18 protein-coding genes are annotated in these 17063 nt (G+C 72.5%); 10 read left to right on the forward strand and 8 right to left on the reverse strand.

Features of this window, described 5'->3' with window-relative positions:
* Positions 1-64 precede the first annotated feature (64 nt).
* Entirely contained in the window at positions 65-1243 is a 1179-nt protein-coding gene (locus tag ACIBZJ_RS20715) for a DUF6891 domain-containing protein (RefSeq protein ID WP_395931856.1), read from the forward strand.
* Here ACIBZJ_RS20715 and ACIBZJ_RS20720 read toward each other — a convergent pair whose 3' ends face one another.
* A complete protein-coding gene (locus ACIBZJ_RS20720) occupies positions 1244-1693 on the reverse strand; it encodes an Lrp/AsnC family transcriptional regulator (protein ID WP_395931858.1) in 450 nt (149 codons plus the stop codon). It lies immediately after the preceding gene.
* 75 nt (positions 1694-1768) lie between these two features.
* Between ACIBZJ_RS20720 and ACIBZJ_RS20725 the strand changes: the two genes are divergently transcribed.
* The gene (locus tag ACIBZJ_RS20725) at positions 1769-2227 is read left to right on the forward strand and encodes a DUF2000 domain-containing protein (RefSeq protein WP_395931860.1); all 459 of its coding nucleotides are present in this window, start codon (positions 1769-1771) and stop codon (positions 2225-2227) included.
* Between the two features lie 33 nt (positions 2228-2260).
* Here the strand turns inward: ACIBZJ_RS20725 and ACIBZJ_RS20730 are convergent, their stop codons facing one another.
* A complete protein-coding gene (locus ACIBZJ_RS20730; RefSeq protein ID WP_395931862.1) occupies positions 2261-2893 on the reverse strand; it encodes a LysE family translocator in 633 nt (210 codons plus the stop codon).
* 87 nt (positions 2894-2980) lie between these two features.
* Here ACIBZJ_RS20730 and ACIBZJ_RS20735 point away from each other — a divergent pair, with 87 nt between their 5' ends.
* The 4 genes from ACIBZJ_RS20735 (at position 2981) to ACIBZJ_RS20750 (ending at position 6936) form a co-directional block, all read left to right on the forward strand.
* Positions 2981-4126: an NAD(P)/FAD-dependent oxidoreductase gene (locus tag ACIBZJ_RS20735; protein ID WP_395931864.1), complete on the forward strand. Its 1146-nt coding sequence runs from the start codon at positions 2981-2983 to the stop codon at positions 4124-4126.
* Positions 4123-5040 (forward strand): RNA polymerase sigma-70 factor, encoded by a 918-nt coding sequence (locus tag ACIBZJ_RS20740; protein WP_395931866.1) that lies wholly within the window; start codon positions 4123-4125, stop codon positions 5038-5040. Before ACIBZJ_RS20735 ends, ACIBZJ_RS20740 begins: the two co-directional genes overlap by 4 nt.
* Positions 5041-5116: 76 nt before the next feature.
* On the forward strand, positions 5117-6139 hold the full coding sequence (locus ACIBZJ_RS20745) for a Dyp-type peroxidase (RefSeq protein WP_395932299.1): 1023 nt from the start codon (positions 5117-5119) through the stop codon (positions 6137-6139).
* Positions 6136-6936 carry a family 1 encapsulin nanocompartment shell protein gene (locus tag ACIBZJ_RS20750; protein ID WP_395931868.1) on the forward strand — a complete coding sequence of 267 codons (801 nt, stop codon included), beginning with the start codon at positions 6136-6138 and terminating at the stop codon, positions 6934-6936. The genes ACIBZJ_RS20745 and ACIBZJ_RS20750 overlap by 4 nt, the downstream gene beginning before the upstream one ends.
* A 192-nt stretch (positions 6937-7128) precedes the next feature.
* On the opposite strand, the gene ACIBZJ_RS20755 is transcribed toward ACIBZJ_RS20750, so the two are convergent.
* Both ACIBZJ_RS20755 and ACIBZJ_RS20760 read right to left on the reverse strand, forming a co-directional pair.
* A complete protein-coding gene (locus tag ACIBZJ_RS20755; RefSeq protein WP_395931870.1) occupies positions 7129-8655 on the reverse strand; it encodes an acyl-CoA synthetase in 1527 nt (508 codons plus the stop codon).
* Between the two features lie 113 nt (positions 8656-8768).
* Entirely contained in the window at positions 8769-9335 is a 567-nt protein-coding gene (locus ACIBZJ_RS20760) for a class I SAM-dependent methyltransferase (RefSeq protein WP_395931872.1), read from the reverse strand.
* Positions 9336-9390: 55 nt separating this feature from the next.
* On the opposite strand from ACIBZJ_RS20760, the gene ACIBZJ_RS20765 reads away from it, so the two are divergent.
* The gene (locus ACIBZJ_RS20765) at positions 9391-10161 is read left to right on the forward strand and encodes an AraC family transcriptional regulator (protein ID WP_395931874.1); all 771 of its coding nucleotides are present in this window, start codon (positions 9391-9393) and stop codon (positions 10159-10161) included.
* Positions 10148-10642 carry a GNAT family N-acetyltransferase gene (locus ACIBZJ_RS20770; RefSeq protein ID WP_395931876.1) on the forward strand — a complete coding sequence of 165 codons (495 nt, stop codon included), beginning with the start codon at positions 10148-10150 and terminating at the stop codon, positions 10640-10642. The genes ACIBZJ_RS20765 and ACIBZJ_RS20770 overlap by 14 nt, the downstream gene beginning before the upstream one ends.
* On the opposite strand, the gene ACIBZJ_RS20775 is transcribed toward ACIBZJ_RS20770, so the two are convergent.
* Positions 10621-11127 (reverse strand): MarR family winged helix-turn-helix transcriptional regulator, encoded by a 507-nt coding sequence (locus tag ACIBZJ_RS20775; RefSeq protein ID WP_395931878.1) that lies wholly within the window; start codon positions 11125-11127, stop codon positions 10621-10623. The genes ACIBZJ_RS20770 and ACIBZJ_RS20775 overlap by 22 nt on opposite strands.
* A 19-nt stretch (positions 11128-11146) precedes the next feature.
* Between ACIBZJ_RS20775 and ACIBZJ_RS20780 the strand changes: the two genes are divergently transcribed.
* Positions 11147-12031, forward strand: a complete 885-nt coding sequence (locus tag ACIBZJ_RS20780) for an alcohol dehydrogenase catalytic domain-containing protein (protein WP_395931880.1) — start codon at positions 11147-11149, stop codon at positions 12029-12031.
* On the opposite strand, the gene ACIBZJ_RS20785 is transcribed toward ACIBZJ_RS20780, so the two are convergent.
* A complete protein-coding gene (locus ACIBZJ_RS20785; RefSeq protein WP_395931882.1) occupies positions 12024-12977 on the reverse strand; it encodes a TIGR03557 family F420-dependent LLM class oxidoreductase in 954 nt (317 codons plus the stop codon). The genes ACIBZJ_RS20780 and ACIBZJ_RS20785 overlap by 8 nt on opposite strands.
* Positions 12978-13083: 106 nt before the next feature.
* On the opposite strand from ACIBZJ_RS20785, the gene ACIBZJ_RS20790 reads away from it, so the two are divergent.
* Entirely contained in the window at positions 13084-15192 is a 2109-nt protein-coding gene (locus tag ACIBZJ_RS20790; protein ID WP_395931884.1) for a catalase, read from the forward strand.
* 76 nt (positions 15193-15268) lie between these two features.
* Here the strand turns inward: ACIBZJ_RS20790 and ACIBZJ_RS20795 are convergent, their stop codons facing one another.
* Together ACIBZJ_RS20795 and ACIBZJ_RS20800 are read right to left on the reverse strand one after the other, a co-directional pair.
* Positions 15269-16165, reverse strand: a complete 897-nt coding sequence (locus ACIBZJ_RS20795) for a polysaccharide pyruvyl transferase family protein (protein WP_395931886.1) — start codon at positions 16163-16165, stop codon at positions 15269-15271.
* Positions 16155-17057, reverse strand: a complete 903-nt coding sequence (locus tag ACIBZJ_RS20800; RefSeq protein WP_395931888.1) for a glycosyltransferase family 2 protein — start codon at positions 17055-17057, stop codon at positions 16155-16157. The genes ACIBZJ_RS20795 and ACIBZJ_RS20800 overlap by 11 nt, the downstream gene beginning before the upstream one ends.
* Positions 17058-17063: the final 6 nt, after the last annotated feature.

A 17063-nucleotide genomic window follows, 5' to 3' on the forward strand; every position in this document is an offset into this window, starting at 1 on the left:
GCCCGGTACGGCCCGCCCGGTTCGGCCTCTGAGGTCGGTGCGGCGCCTGAGTACGGTGCTCGCCATGGACGAAGACCTGCGCGCGTCGGCGATCGACCACATCCGCACCGAGGTCGGCCGGGGCTCCGGCACGTTCCTCGACGTCGTGGACAGCACGCTCGAGTACCTCGAGGGCGAAGAGGCCGACCCGGACGAGCTGCGGGCGCTGGCCTGGTCGGTCGCGAGCGACGAGTTCGCGGCCGCGCTCGCCGCGCAGGGCAACTGGCCCGAGCAGACCGACAACGACCGGCTCACCGAGGCGTTCCGCGCGCTCGACGCGGCCGGCATCGTCGCCAGGCAGGACTTCACCTGCTGCCAGAATTGCGGGTTGTCGGAGATCGGCGGCGAGGTGCCCGACCCGGCCGCCGCCCGCGGGTACGTCTTCTACCACCGGCAAGACACCGAATCCGCGGTCGCGGGCCACGGCGTCCACCTCGCCTACGGGCTGTTCGAACGTCCGCCGACCGCGGAGATCGGCAACGAGGTGGCGGCCGCGCTGACCACCGCGGGCCTGGCCGTGGACTGGGACGGCACCACCGCCCGCCGGATCCGCGTCCCGCTCGGCTGGGCCGTGCGCCGGCACGGCCCGCGGGCCGCGTTCCCGGTCTCGCCGGAGCCGGCCCCCGACGTCGAGGTGGAGGTCGCCCAGGGCGGCCGGCACTACTCGATCGGGGGCCCGCACTCGGCCGAGCTGCTGGCGCGGCTCGAGCTGCCTTGGCTCCCCGAAGGCGTGACGCTCCGGATCCAGCCGCTCGACGGCGACCGGACCCCGGTCCTCGTCCGCCGGGAGTTCGACCGTCTCCGGGCGGACGACGGGCGGGTCGCGGGACGTTTCGACGGGCTCCGGCTGCTCCGGCGGGAGCCGGTGGCCGAGCCCGCCGACGAGCCGGAGCTCCTGGAGATCCGTTACGACGACGGCCGCTACCATCACGACCGCCCGATGACGCCGGCCGAGGCCCTGGACGTGCTGCGCGGCATGCCGACGGCAGGCACCTGGTTCTGCGCCAAGGGCCGCAGCGGGGGAATCGTCCAGCTGACCTGGCCCGAGGGCGGGGTCTGGGTCGAGTCGCCGGACGTGGTCACGCAGACCACCACGGGTGCGCACGCGACCCCCGCCGACGCCGAGCGGATGCTCACCGTGCTGGCCCGCGAAGACCGGGTGGCCGTCCACGAGCTGCCCGGCGCGTCCACCGAGAGCTGGTAGTCACACCACGTGCGGCGAGCGCACGTGTTCGAAGATCACGCTCGTGTTGACGTCGGCGACCTCGCGGCGTTCGGTCAGGCGGTCGATGACGAACGCGTAGAGGCCCTCGTTGTCGGGCACCGCGACGTGGACCAGGAAGTCCCACCCGCCCGCGGTCACGAACAGCCCGACGGTCTCCGGAAGCGCGCTCGCCCATTCCCGGAACGCGGTGATCACCGGCCGCGACGGCGGCCGGATCCGCACCGAGATCAGTGCCTGGATCGGCCGCCCGACGGCGGCCAGATCGATCTCGGCCCGGTAGCCCGCGATGACGCCCGCCTCGCGCAGCGCCCGCACCCGCAGCAGCGACGTCGACGGCACGACCCCGACCGCGGCGGCCAGGTCGCGGTTCGTCGCCCGCGCATCGTTTTCCAGTTCCCGCAGAAGAGCACGGTCGATCGCATCAAGCACTGAGGTTTCCCGCTTTCGTCGAACGAAGTTGCACTTCACATCCGAACTGCGCAACGGGAGCCTACTGTTCGCGCCGTGCAACTTCTCGAAGCGAACGACGAGCGGCTCGCGCTCACCACCCGTCAGCAGCGCACGAAGTGGGTCGTGGTCGTCGACCGGGACCTGCCGATCGGGCTGATCGCGAACGCGGCCGCGCTGCTCTCCGCGACCGTCGGGCGGCACCTGCCGGATCTGCTCGGCCCGGCCACCGTCGACGGATCGGGCGCCGAGCACGCGTCGCTGCCGTACGTCGGATGCTCGATCCTGGGCGCGGACGGCGCGGCGGTCCACGCGATCCGCACCAAGGCGGCGACGAAGCCGACGCTCCTGGTCGTCGACGTGCCGCGAATCGCGCAGCAGTCGACCTCGTACGTCGAGTACCAGGCCGCGATGGCGGCCACGCCGCCCGAGGAACTGGCGTACTACGCGGTCGGGCTGGTCGGCCCGAAGAACCAGGTCGACAAGCTCGTGGGCGGTTTGACGCTGCTCCGCTGAGCAGCGACCTCCGCCCGTGACACCGACCGGCCGCTAGCCCGGGGTGAGGGCGACCTTGAGGCCGACGGCGATCAGCGCCGTGCCGGTGACCCGGTCGATCGCGTGGCGGACGGACGGTCGCCGGAGCCAGCCGCGGACGCCGTGCGCGGCCAGGATCAGCGCGCTGAACCACACCATGCCCTCGGCGTTGTGCACCAGTGCCAGCGCGACGCCCATCACCAGGTGCGGGGCGCCCTCGGGCAGGAACTGCGGAATCACGGCCAGGTAGAACGCCCCGACCTTCGGGTTGAGCAGGTTGGTCAGTACCCCGCGGCGCCAGGCCTGCCACGCGGTGGCGCGCCGGTCGTCGTCCGTTTCCGCCTCGGCGCGGTGTTTCCCGAGCGTCGCCCGGATCAGTTGGACGCCGAGCCAGAGCAGATACGACGCGCCGGCGACGCGGAGTGCGGTGTACGCGATCGTCGACGCGGTGAGCAGCGCCGACACCCCGACGGCGGCGGCCACGCCCCAGGCCAGCGCGCCGGTGCCGATCCCGGTCGCGGCGGCGAACGCGGCCCGGCGTCCGCTGACGATCGCGGTACGGAGCACATATGTCGTATCCAGCCCCGGCACGATCGTGAGCAGCGCGGCTACCAGCGCGAACGACACCAGGGCGGAAATCACCGACATGAGGTCATGATGCCTTGTGACCCCGGTCACCCGGGCTCACACCCGGGTGGCCGGGTCTCGTCCCCTGCACGACGAGAGGGGAACGCCATGCACGAGATCGTGGTACTCGGAGCGGGCTACGCGGGGCTGTCGGCGACGATGGGGCTCGCCGGCCGCCTCCGGTCGCGGAGCGACGTCCGGATCACCGTGGTGAACGCCGGTGAGCGGTTCACCGAACGGCTGCGGCTGCACCAGGTGGCGGCCGGGCAGCAGGTCGCGGACCTGCGGATCCCGGACCTGCTGGCGCCGACCGGCGTGGAGCTGGTGCCGGGGTGGGTCACCGGGCTGGACGCGGACGCCTGCGCGGTGCGGATCGACGACGAGCGGGAACTGCCCTACGACACGCTGGTGTACGCGCTGGGTGCGGTGGCCGACACCGGATCCGTGGCCGGTGCGGCCGAGCACGCGTACGCGGTCGACGACGCGGACCTGTTCGCCCGGCGCCTGGCCGGCGCCCGGTCGGTGGTGGTGTGCGGCGGCGGGCTGACCGGCGTGGAAGCCGCCGCGGAGATCGCGGAGTCCCACCCGGCGGTCGACGTGACGCTGGTCGGCCGAACCGGGCCGGGGACGAATCTGGGCCCGCGGGCGAAGGCCCACCTCGACCGTGCGCTGGCCCGGCTGGGCGTGTCGGTCCGGTCCGGCGCGGACGTCACGGCGATCGGGCCCGAGGGCGTGACCGTCGACGGCCACGAGCTGATCCGGGCCGACGCGGTGCTCTGGACCAGCGGGGTCCGGGTGTCGCCGTTGGCGGCCGAGGCAGGGCTGGACGTGGACGACCGCGGGCGGATCGTGACCGACCCGGCGCTGCGGTCGGTCTCGCACCCGCAGGTGTACGCGATCGGCGACGCGGCGGCGATCCGGCAGCCGTACGGGACCGTGCACGGGACCTGCCAGAGCGGGATGCCGACCGGGGCCTACGCGGCCTGGGCGATCGCGCGGGCGCTCGGCGGCAAGCCGGGAAAGCCGTTCCGGTTCGGCTATCTCCACGTGCCGATCAGCCTCGGACGCCGGGACGCGGTCGTCCAGTTCACCCACCCGGACGATTCGCCGAAGCGCCTGGCGCTGACCGGGCGGGCAGCGCGCTGGTACAAGGAGACGGTGAGCTCCGCGCCGTGGCCGACGTTCGGCCGGACGGTGGCGGCTCCGTCCGTGACGATGCTCGGCTGGCGGCGAGGAGGCCGTTACACGCGATGACCTCGACGTCGAGCTTCGGGGAACACCGCGACCTGCTGTTCTCGGTCGCGTACCGGATTCTCGGCAGCGCGGCCGACGCCGAGGACGTGATGCAGGACGCGTGGCTGAAGTGGTCGGCGGCCGACCGGTCGCTGGTCGCGGATCCGCGCGCCTACCTGGTGCGGATCGTGACGAACACGGCGATGGACCGGCTGCGGTCGGCCCGGGCCCGGCGGGAGACCTACGTCGGGCCCTGGCTGCCGGAGCCGATCCTGACCGCTTCCCCGGACCCGGCCTCCCTGGATCCGGCCTCCCCGGATCCGGCCGAGGTCGCGGAGTCGGTTTCGGTGGCGCTGCTGGTCGTGCTGGAGAGCCTGAGCCCGCTGGAGCGGGCCGTGTTCGTGCTGCGGGAGGCGTTCGGCTTCGACTACGCCGAGATCGCCGACGCGGTGGGGCGCTCGGCCGGGGCGGTACGGCAGGCGGGCGTGCGGGCCCGTGCGCACGTGTCGGATCGGCGGCCCCGGTTCCCGGCCACCCGGGCGCGGCACCGGGAGGTGACCGAGCGGTTCTTCGCCGCGGCGACCGGCGGCGACCTCAACACGCTGATGGAACTGCTCGCACCGGACGTGACGCTCTGGACCGACGGCGGTGGCAAGGTCCGGCAGGCGATGCGGCCGGTGGCCGGGGCCGAGCGGGTCGCGGCCTGGTTCGCCGGCGTGGCCACGCGTCCGTACGAGGGCGTGCACCCGGCCGAGATGGCGGCCGAGGTCGTGGACCTCAACGGCGCACCCGGGGTCGTGTTCCGGGGCGCCGGGCGGGTGATCGGGACGCTGACGCTGGACCTCGGCGACGACGGCCGGATCGCCGCGATCCACAACGTGGCCAACCCCGACAAACTCGCCGCGGTAGCCACCCGCGAAGTCCACCCGGTGTGAGGGGTCACAGGGGCCACGGCACACTTCACCGGTCGCGATAGGGTCGGTCGGCAGTGTGAACGGAGGGACGGACGCGATGGTCAAGCCGGTCGAGCCTCAGCCGGTTCTTACCCCGCTCACCGAGGCGGCGCTGTTTCTCGTGCTGGTGATCCGCGACGGCGGCGAAGACACCGTGCGCGACGTGGTGCCCGACATCGCGGGCATCGGACGCTCGGTCGGGTTCCGCTCGCCGGAGGGTGACCTGAAGGTCGTGGCCGGCTTCGGCTCGGACGCCTGGGACCGGCTGTTCGGCGGTCCCCGCCCGGCCGAGTTGCACCCGTTCGCCGCGCTCGACGGGCCCCGCCACCACGCGCCGTCGACGCCGGGCGACCTGCTGCTGCACGTCCGCGCCCGCCGGATGGACCTCTGCTTCGAGTTCGCCACCCAGCTGATGAAGCGGCTGAAGGACGCGGTCGAGGTCGTCGACGAGACCGCGGGCTTCCGCTACTTCGACCAGCGCGACCTGATGGGCTTCGTCGACGGCACCGAGAACCCGACCGGTGCGGCCGCACTCGACGCGGCGGCGATCGGCGACGAGGATCCGGACTTCACCGGTGGCAGCTACGTGATCGTGCAGAAGTACCTGCACGATCTCGACTCCTGGAACGCGTTGCCGGTCGAGGCGCAGGAGCACGTGATCGGCCGGACGAAGCTCGAGGACATCGAGCTCCCGGACGACGTGAAGCCGCCGGACTCGCACGTCGCGCTGAACACGATCGAGGACGAGGACGGCAACGAGCTGCAGATCGTCCGCGACAACATGCCGTTCGGGTCCATCGCGGCCGGAGATTTCGGCACGTACTTCATCGGCTACTCGAAGACGCCGTCGATCACCGAGCAGATGCTCAGGAACATGTTCCTCGGCCGGCCGCCGGGAGTCACCGACCGGATCCTCGAGTTCTCGTCCGCGGTCACCGGCAGCCTGTTTTTCGTCCCCAGCGCCGACTTCCTGGACGACCCGCCGGGGCCGCCCGCGCCGGGCGCGCCCGTGGAAGCGGAAACCCCCACCGACGACGGATCGCTGCGCATCGGCAGCCTCAAGAGGAGCACCGCACCGTGAACAACCTGTATCGCGAGCTCGCGCCGATCTCCGACGCCGCCTGGGCCGACCTCGAGACCGAGGCCCGCCGGACGTTCACCCGCCACGTGGCCGCCCGCCGGGTCGTCGACGTGCTCGGTCCGTCCGGCGAGGAGCTGTCGGCCGTCGGCACCGGTCACCTGTCCGACCTCGTCGCACCGGCCGAGGGTGTGCGGGCCCGTAGCCGGGTCGTGCAGCCGCTGGTCGAGTTCCGGGTCCCGTTCGTCGTCGACCGGCAGTCGGTGGACGACGTGGAGCGCGGCGCCAAGGATGCCGACTGGCAGCCGGTCAAGGACGCCGCGAAGGCGCTGGCGTTCGCGGAAGACCGGGCGATCCTCGACGGGTACACGGCGGCCGGCATCGTCGGCGTGCGGCCGGGCAGCACGAACGCGAAGATCGCGCTGCCCGACGACGTCCGGGAGTACCCCAACGCGGTCGCGCAGGCGATCTCGTCGCTGCGCCTGGCCGGGGTCGACGGGTCGTACAGCCTGCTGCTCTCGGCCGAGGCCTACACCGCGGTCGCCGAGACCGCCGACCACGGCTACCCGATCCACGAGCACATCGCCCGGGTGCTCCGCGACGGCGAGATCATCTGGGCGCCGGCCATCGAAGGCGCGGTCGTGCTGTCGACCCGCGGGGGCGACTACGAGCTGCACCTCGGCCAGGACGTGTCGATCGGGTACCTCTCGCACGACGCGAACTCGATCGAGCTGTACTTCCAGGAGTCGCTGACGTTCCTGGTGCAGACCGGGGAGGCCTCGGTCGACCTCACCGCGTGACCGCGAACGTCGCGGGCACCCGCAGGTCCATCCCCCATTCTGGCGCCCCGCGCCGGCGCGAGGGCTCGGTCTGAAGCGCGCGGCCGGCCAGAACACCGTGGTCGATCAGGACCGAAGTGCCGGCCCGCGCCGTTCCCGGACGGTGCGGCGCGGGCCGGTGGCTCAGCAACCCTCAGCAACCCTCAGGCGTGTTCAAGACGCATACTCCTCGCGCAGCTTCCCCTTGACCAGCTTCCCGGTCGGCGTCCGCGGAAGAGCGTCGGTGAACTCGATCCGGCGCGGGACCTTGAAGCCGGCCAGCCGCGCCCGTGCGAACTCGGCGATCGACTCCCGGGTCTCGTCCGAGGCGTCCCCCGAGGAGACGAGCTCCACCACCGCCAGCACGGACTCGCCGAACTCCGGATCCGGCACCCCGATCACCGCCGAGTCCAGCACCAGCGGGTGCTGCAGCAGCACGTCCTCGATCTCCTGCGGGTAGATGTTCACCCCGCCGGAGATGATCGTGAACGCCTTGCGGTCGCTCAGGAACAGGTAGCCCTCGTCGTCGACGTAGCCCACGTCGCCGACCGTCGTCCACGTCGGGTGGGCCGGGTGCTGCGCGCTGCGGGTCTTCTCCGGGTCGTTGTGGTAGCTGAACGGCAGGTCGTCGCGCTCGAAGTAGATCAGCCCGGGCCGGCCGTCGGGCAGGATGTTGCCGTCGTCGTCGCAGATCCGCGGGACGCCGATCATCGGCCGGCCGACCGCACCCGGATGCTTGAGCCACTCTTCGGACCCGATGAACGTGCCGCCCGCACCCTCGGTGGACGCGTAGTACTCCTCGAGGATCGGCCCCCACCACTCGATCATCGAGCGCTTCACCTCGACCGGGCAGGGCGCGGCCGCGTGGATCGCGGTCCGGTGGGAGCTCAGGTCGAAGCCGCCGCGGATCGAGACCGGCAGCCGCAGCATCCGGACGAAGTGCGTCGGCACCCACTGGCTGTGCGTCACGCGGTGGTGGGCGATGGCCCGGATCGCGCGCTCGGCGTCGAACGACGGCATCACGACGACCGTGCCGCCGAGGCTGGTGACGACCATTCCGAACCGCAGCGGCGCCGCGTGGTACAGCGGCGCGGGAGACAGGTACACGGAGTTCCGGTCGAACCCGTACAGCGGCCCGAACACCCCGACGTACGGGTCACCGGGCTCGTGGACCTGGCGGTCGGGCAGGACGGGTTTGATGCCCTTCGGTCGTCCGGTGGTGCCCGACGAGTAGAGCATGTCGCCGCCGCGGGGCTGGTCCGCGGCCGGCTCGGGGGAGGCCGCGGCGAGGAACTCCTCGTAGCCGGCGTAGTCGGGGTCGGGCCCGCCCCCGATCAGTACCCGGGTGTGCAGCGCCGGCACGTCGTTCTCCGCCAGCGGCTTCAGCCCCGCCGACACGACCAGCGCCGAGGCGCCGCAGTCGGCCAGGATGTAGGCGACCTCGGGCTTCGCCAGGTGCCAGTTGACCGCGGTCAGGTAGAGCCCGGACCGTAAGCAGGCCCAATACACCTCGAACACGCGCGGGCTGTTCTCGGTCAGCAGCGCGACGACGTCCCCCGGACGCAACCCGGCCGCGGTGAACGCGTTGGCCAGACGGACGGACCGGTCCTCCAGCTGGGCGTACGTGAGGATCTCGCTGTCGTCCTCCATCACGACGGCGGGCTTGTCGGGGGAGGAGGCGACAAAGGCTCCTGGGTACACGGGCAACACCTCGCGCGATCAGACGGTCGAGCCGTGGCCCAGGCATCGTGACGCGCACCACAGGTCCCTGTCGAGAGTCCCGGTTGACTTTGCTGCCCTCTCCGCGTCCGGAATCAGGGTTTGCGGGCGCGGAAGCGAAAGCTGCCGGTGCCCTTCGAGACCTCGGCCGTCCCGAAACCGGCGGCCGTGAGGCGGTCCGGCAGGCGGTCCGGGTCGACGGTGACGTTCGTGTCGCCGAGGTGCAGGAAGCGGAAGCGGGCACTGGTCGTGCTGTCCGATCCCGCGAACAGACCGCCCGGCCGGAGCACCCGGCAGGCCTCGGCGAACAGCCGGTCCTGGGCCGCGGCCGAGGGCACGTGGTGCAGCATCGTGAAACAGACGACCCCGTCGAACGAGTCGTCCGGGAACTCCAGCGCGGTGGCGTCGCCGGTGACGATCGTCGCCCGGCCGCCGAACTCCCGGCGCAGCCGGTCGGCCGAGCCCGGGTCGACCTCGACCGCGGTCAGGTGCGGCACGTTCCCGACCAGAACGCGGGTCGTGGCGCCGAACCCGGGCCCGATCTCCAGCACGTCCCGGCCGAGCTCGACATCCTTCAGTGCCCAGGGCAGGAGCAGGTCCCGGACCTTCGCGGCCCACTTGTCGGAGCTGCACAGCGTGCGGTGCATCCAGTTCATCGGCATGGAGGGACGCTACGGCCGGTGGGTTCACGGCCGCGATGCGCTAGCTTGCCAAGTCATGTCGCGTACTGGCCACCGGATCGCCTGGGACACCGCTCCCGGGGCGGTCGTCGTCGGTGACTTCGAACTCGCCGGCGGCCAGTGGTTCCCGCCGCACCGGCACTCGGTGCACCAGCTGGTCTGGTCACGGTCGGGCGTCGGCAGCGTCCGGATCGAAGACTCGACCTGGTTCCTGCCGCCGACGCTGGCGCTCTGGATCCCGGCCGGGACCGTGCACTCCACCGGCGCGGTGGACCCGGCGTTCACCCGCAGCCCCTACTTCCTGCCGGAGCGGTGCCCGGTGGACTGGCCGGAGCCCACCGTCGTCGGGGTCTCCCAGCTGCTGGCGTCGCTCATCGACCACCTGGCCGACTTCGGGCTCGCGGCCGAACAGCGCCTCCGCGCCGAGGCGGTGGTGTTCGACATGCTCCGTCCTCTCGCGATCGTGACCCTTCCGCTTCCGATGCCGTCGGACGCCAGGGCCGCGGCGGTGGCGTCGGCCCTGATCGACGATCCGGCCGACGTCCGGACGCTCGATCAGTGGGGTCTCGTGGTCGGTGCGAGCGCACGGACCCTGCGCCGGCTGTTCCTGGACGGCACCGGGCTCTCGTTCGGACGGTGGCGGACGCACGCCCGGCTGCGGTCGGTGATGCCGGTGCTGGCCGCGGGGCTGCCGGTGGCCGCGGCGGCCCGGCGAGCCGGGTACGGGTCGCCGAGCGCGTTCGTGGCGGCGTTCCACCGGACGGTGGGGGTGGCGCCCGGGACATACTTCGGGCGTGAGCGAACCTGAACCTGACCTCGTGCGCGGCGGCTTCGAACTCGTGGGCGACGTGGAACCTCTCTGGAAGGCACTGCACCAGCACCATCAGCTGTGCCTGCCGGGTTTCGCCTATCACCCGGACGAGACGTCCTGGAACAACCGGCGCGACGAGTACCGGCGCTGGCTCGCCCGGCCGGACTCGTTCGTGCTGGTCGCCTACGCCGGCGGAGCCGCCGTCGGGTACGCGCTGGTGGAGGTCGTCGACGGGCCCGACGACACCTGGGTGACCGGCGACCGCGTGGCGGTGCTGCAGTCGCTGTCGATCGCCGAGAGCTTCCGCGGCCGGGGCCTCGGAACGGTGCTCGCCGAGCGCGTCGAGGCCGAGCTGGACGCGCGCGGCGTCCACGACGTGATGATCGACGTCGTCGAGGGCAACACCGGCGCCGAACGCTTCTACGAGCGCCGCGGCTACCGGCGGGTGATGAGCATCTACGCGAAGTTCTCGGGCTGATCGGCCGCCGGCCGGGGGAGTGAGCCGGTCGCGAGGAGCTGGGTGTGGATCTGTTCCAGCGCGGTGGTGAGGCCGGGCACCAGCGCCGGATCCACGCCGTCGAAGAACATCCGGCGGACCAGGGCGACGTGGCCGGGGGCGGCGCCGGTGAGCACCGCGCGGCCGGCCTCGGTCAGCACCGCGTCGGTGGCCCGTCTGTCCTCGGTGGACGCGGCCCGCTCGATCAGGCCCCGGGTCGCCATCCGCTGCAGGTGGTGCGAGAGGCGGCTGCGCTCCCAGCCGATCAGGGCCGCCAGCGCGGTGATCCGCAGCCGCCGGCCGGGCGCCTCCGACAGCGCGTTCAGCACGTCGTAGTCCGAGAGCGACAGGTCGCTGTCGGCCAGCAGCTGACGGTTCATCTCGTAGTTCAGCCGCAGCATGACCCGCATGTACGCGAGCCACGTCCGCTGTTGCCCGGGATCGAGCCACTCGGCATTACGTGACATGTCATGTATTCTCGCAGGTATGTCCAGAGCTGTGGTGTTGCCGGGATACGGTGCGGCCGACGTGTTGGTCGTCTCCGACGTCGAGGTGCCGGAGCCGGGTGACGGCCAGATCCGCCTGCGGGTCCGCGCGGCCGGCGTCGGGCCGACCGACCTCGAGATCCGCCGCGGCGCCCTGCAGCAGGCGTTCCCGCTGACGTTCCCGGCGGTGCTGGGCTTCGAGGCGGCCGGTGTCGTCGACGCGGTCGGGCCGGGCGTCACCGGCGTCCGGGCGGGCGACGAGGTCGCGGCCCTCCTGCCCCGCCTCGGCGGCTACGGCGAGTACGTGCTCGCGTCGATCTGGGCGCCGAAGCCCGCGGCGGTCGGCTGGGCCGACGCGGCCGCGCTCCCGGCGTCGGCCGAGGCCGCGGTCGGGATCGTCCGCCAGACCGGGGTGACGGCCGGTGACACGGTGCTGGTCCTCGGCGGTGGCGGCTCGGTCGGGCTGATCGCCGTGCAGCTCGCGGTCGCCGCCGGGGCGCGGGTGCTCTCGGTCGTCGGCGCGCGTGACGAACGGTTGACCGCCGAGATCGGCGCGGAACCGATCCGCTACGACCGCGGCCTCGCCGCCCAGGTCGGCGCACCCGTCGACGTCCTGCTGGACGCCGCCGGGCACGGCCTGGCCGAGGCAGTGACGCTGGTCGAGCACCCGGAACGGGCGATAACGCTGGCGGGCCACACCGCCGGGGTCCGGTTCTCCGCGCCGACGCCCGACCGCGCGCCGGACGCGCTCGACGTCACGCTTGCGCTGCTCGCATCCGGTGACCTCCGGCTCCGCGACCGGCGCGAGTTCCCGCTGGACGACGCGGCGGATGCCCACGCTGCGCTGGAGGGCGGCCTGCGCGCGAAAGTGGTACTGCTCAGCTGAAGCGGGGCAGCACGTCCTTCTGCCAGGCGGCGAAAAACGCGTCCTGGTCGGAGCCGATCTGCTGGACGTACACCTCGTCGAAGCCCGCGTCGACGTACTGCTGCACCGACTTCGCGTGCGCGTCGAGGTCGGGCCCGAGCGGCAGCGGCGAGGAGTCGATGATCTCCTCGGTGATCAGCTCCGACGCCTGCTCGAACAGGAGCGGGGTCGCCAGCTCCTGGGCCAGCTGCCCGGGCAGCTGCTCGTTCGGCCAGAGCCGGTGCACGGTCTTCACCGCGGACGCCCGGTCGGGCGCGTAACAGACCTTCATCCCGCCCTGGATCGGTCCCTTCCCGCCGGCCTCGCGGTAGGTCTCGACCAGCGAGGAATCCGGCTGCGTCGTGCAGAGCCCGTCGCCGATCTCGGCGGCCAGCGAGGCCGCCTGCGGACCGAACGCCGACACGTAGATCGGCACCGGCTGCTCCGGCAACGTGTAGATCCGGGCGTTCTCCACCGCGTAGTACTCGCCGTGATGCGTGACGATCTTCCCTCCGTGCAGTTCACGGATGACCGCGACTGCCTCCTCGAGCATCTCCTGGCGCACTCCGGCCGGCGGCCACGCGTCCCCCAGGATGTGTTCGTTGAGAGCCTCGCCTGAGCCGACGCCGAGCACGAAACGGCCCTGCAGTTGCACCGCGGCCGTGGCCGCGGCCTGGGCGATGATCGCCGGATGGATCCGGACGGTCGGGCAGGTGACGGCCGTGGTGACCGGCAGTGACGTGGCCTCCGACAGCGCGCCGATCACCGACCAGACGAACGGGCTCTGCCCCTGCTCGCCGTTCCACGGATGGAAGTGGTCGGAGATCCAGAGCCGGGTGAAGCCAGCCTGCTCGGCCTTCCGCGCCTGATCAACCAGCTCACGGGGGCCGAACTCCTCGCAGGACAGGAAGTATCCGATGCTCACCATGGCCGTCGGTTGCCCGCTGCGGCGCGGTTGACACCCGGAGTTTGAAGCGGTTTCCCCCGGGCAACCGCTCGCGTCCGCACTGCACCGCTGCCCCTGGAGTGACCGCATGCCTGCTCGTCCCCGCAAGAACCCCGACCAGGCCGCGCCGAAGCCGGTCAGCCCGACCGGCCGCACCGAGCGCGAACACCTGCTCGGCGGCGACCCGCGCGCGCAGGCGGGAGACCACCTGACGACCGCACAGGGCCTCCGGCTCTCCGACACCGACCACTCGCTCAAAGCCGGTCCGCGCGGACCGTCGCTGCTCGAAGACCACCACCTGCGCGAGAAGATCACCCACTTCGACCACGAGCGGATCCCGGAGCGGGTGGTCCACGCCCGCGGCGCGGCCGCGCACGGCAGGTTCGTCGCCTACGGCAACGCGGCCTCCGCCACGAAGGCGGGATTCCTGGCCGAGAAGGGCAAGGAGACCGACGTCTTCGTGCGGTTCTCCACCGTGCTGGGCTCCCGCGGGTCCGCGGACACGGTGCGCGACACCCGGGGGTTCGCCACCAAGTTCTACACCGACGAGGGGACGTTCGACCTGGTCGGAAACAACATCCCGGTGTTCTTCATCCAGGACGCGATCAAGTTCCCGGACATCATCCACGCCGGCAAGCCGCACCCGGACCGCGAGATCCCGCAGGCACAGTCCGCGCACGACACGTTCTGGGACTTCGTCTCGCTGCACACCGAGGCGACGCACCACGTGTTCTGGAACATGTCCGACCGGGGCATCCCGCGCTCGTACCGGACGATGGAGGGCTTCGGCGTCCACACGTTCCGGCTGGAGAACGCGGACGGGGAGACGTGCCTGGCGAAGTTCCACTGGAAGCCGATCGCCGGGGTGCACTCGCTCGTCTGGGAGGAGGCGCAGATCGCCGCCGGTGTCGACCCGGACTACCACCGCCGCGACCTGGCCGACTCGATCGAGAACGGCGCGTTCCTCGAGTACGAGCTCGGGCTGCAGTTGCTTCCGGACTCCCCGGAGGAGACGTTCGAGGGCATCGACCTGCTCGACCCGACCAAGCTCGTCCCGGAGGAGCTCGCGCCGGTGCAGCTCGTCGGCAAGCTGACGCTGGACCGGAACCCGACGAACTACTTCGCCGAGACCGAGCAGGTCGCGTTCCACCTCGGGAACCTGGTTCCCGGCATCCACGTGACGAACGACCCGCTGCTGCAGGGCCGCCTGTTCTCGTACGTCGACACCCAGCTCACCCGGCTGGGCGGCCCGAACTTCCCGCAGCTGCCGATCAACCGGCCGCACACCGAGGTCAACGACAACCTCCGGGACGGGATGCACCAGACCGCCGTGCACCGGGGGCTGGCGCCCTACCTGCCGAACTCGATCGACGGAGGCGGCCCGCTGACGACGGACGGATACGTCGAGGTGCCGCGGCCGATCGCCGGGCAGGCGGTCCGGGAGAACCCGGCGTCGTTCGACGACCACTTCAGCCAGGCCGCGCTGTTCTACCACTCGCTGTCGGCGGTGGAGCAGGTGCACATCGCCGAGGCGTTCACGTTCGAGCTGGGCAAGTGCTACGAGCAGGCGATCAAGGAGCGGGAGCTCGAGGTGCTCGCGAAGGTCGACACGGCGCTGTGCGAGACGGTGGCCGCCGGGCTGGGGCTGCCCGCGCCGACGGGCAAGCCGGTGACCCACGGGGAGATCTCGCTGGTGCTGTCGCAGATTCCGCCGGGTCCCGGGCCGATCACCGGGCGGATCGTCGGCGTGGTCGCCGGGCCGGGCGCCGACCTCGGTGGGATCGAGGCGCTGCGGACCGCGATCGAGGCCGAAGGTGCGGTGCTGCGGGTGATCGCCCCGCAGGGCGGGATCCTCGGCAAGGGCAAGAACAAGCAGGTCGTCGAACGGACGTTCGTCACCGCGCGGTCGATCGAGTTCGACGCGGTCGTGGTGGCGTCCGGCGTGGCCGAGACGCCCGACGCGGGTGACATCAAGGCGCGGATCCTGCTGCTGGAGGCGTTCCGGCACTGCAAGGTGATCGGCGCGTGGGGCGACGGGGCGAAGGTGCTCGCGGGTGCCGGGATCAGCGGTCCGGGCGTCCTGCTGGCGGATTCGGCGGACGCCGACTTCGCCGCGGCGTTCGTGCGGAACGTCGGTCTGCACCGGGTGTGGGAGCGTGCCGACGCCGTGATGGCGTCGCAGGTCCCGCCGGCCTGAGCCGATCGGGGGCGCGGCCGCACGCCGGCCTGAGCCGATTGGGGCGCGGCCGCACGGCCGCGCCCCGGGACGCCGGTCACGCCGGCGGCGGTACCCGCAGGGCCTCGATCAGCGCCGTGGTGAGCGGCGATCCGAACGTGCGGTAGGCCGAGGCATGGCGGCGGGCCTCGGGAGACCGGCACCAGCGCCACACCGACGGCAAGTCGTCCAGGGCGTCGGCGCCCAGCACCGCGGGCCAGCCGAGCGCCCGGGCCTGGGCCGTCACCTTGGCCCCGCCGTCGACCGGGTCCACCGCCAGCACGGGGACGCCTGCCTGCAGGCCCAGTACCAGGCCGTGCAGCCGGGTCGTGACCACGGCATCCAGGCGGGTGAGCGCGGACCGGAGCTGGCCCGGGGTCTCGAAGAGGCGCCAGTCGTGAGCGTCCAGGCGGGTGTCGAGCGGGATCCGGGCGACGTCGAGCCCGGCGAGCCAGGCCGTGATCGCCGTGATCGCCGCGGCGTGCCGTCGCCGGACGCCGTACTCGTGCTGACCGTCGGTGACGATCACACCGACTACGGGTACGGCGTCCGGCTCCGGGGCCTCGAGCGCCAGGTCGGGCCGCGGGTCGAGCCCCGGCCCGTCGCGGGGGATGACCAGGTCGAAGCCGGTCACGGCCGGGTCGGCCGGGTCGAGTACCGAGACGCCGACGGCGATCCGGTGGCACCGCGCGAAGCGGGCGTGGAGCTCCGGCAGCGGTGCCGGTGGCGTGCTGTGCAGTGGCCCGCAGGCGAACACGACGACGTCGTAGTCGTGCGGGTCGGCGTCGTCGAGATGCAGCGCCGCGGCCCGGAACCCCGGCGACCAGGCCACGTCGTACGGCCGCCCCAGCGTGTCGAGCGCGCTGGTCACGGCGCCGGCCGCGAGCACGTCGCCGGCCGTCGCCTCCCCGTGCAGGAAGCTGAACCACCCGGTGACGAGCGTCTTAGCCGACATAGGACCGGGCTCCGGACGCCCGCTGCGGTGCCTCCAGCGCGCGCAGGCCCCGCTCCACGTGCGGCGGCGCGGCCCGGCGTTCACGCAGCACCCACGGCAGCCCTTCGAGCGCGTCGGCGAAGGCCAGCAGCGACGTGCGGTCTCTCGGCACGGTGGCCGCCAGGAACGCGCTCCGGCGCAGCGCGCGGCCGGCCGGGCGGCGCAGCCAGGTGAACCACAGCGTGTTCCGGATCCCGTGCCGGCGCCGCAGCGTCGCGTCCCGGGCCGGCGACGGACGGTGGTGCACGGTCAGGTGCTCCCCGTACACCAGCCACCAGCCCGCCGCCGATAGGTCCGCCGCCAGCAGCTCCTCCTCGCCGCCGAGCCACAACCGGGGCGAGAACCCGCCGGCCGCCCGGAACGGCTCGAGCCGCACCACGGTCGCCCCGGCCAGGAACGACCCGAGCGCGGGTCCCGGCAGCCACGGCGGCCGGGGCACCGGCGACTCCCGCAGTTCCGGCACGATCGGGTCTTCGGACACCTCGCCGGCCGAATGCACCAGAATCCGCGCGGTCACGGCCGCGACCAGCGGATGGGCGTCCAGCAGATCGGCCGCGGCGGGCAGGGACGCCGGCTCCCACCAGGTGTCGTCGTCACAGAACGCCAGATACGGCGTCGTGACCTCGCGCGCGGCGAGGTTCCGCCCGCACGCCCCGAGGTTCCGGCCCGGCCGCAGCAGCCGCACGTCCGGGTACTCGCGGGCGACCATCGCGGCGGTGCCGTCCGTGGAGCGGTTGTCCACGACGATCACCGGCGGCCGTTCCGGCAGCGCCGTCAGCCGGTCGAGCGTGTGCCGGAGCTCGTCGCGTCGGTTGTGCGTGATGACCGCGACCGTCGTCCGTCCGTCGTTCATGATTCC

It is taken from the genome of Cryptosporangium sp. NPDC051539 (genome assembly GCF_044454545.1).
GTDB lineage: Bacteria > Actinomycetota > Actinomycetes > Mycobacteriales > Cryptosporangiaceae > Cryptosporangium.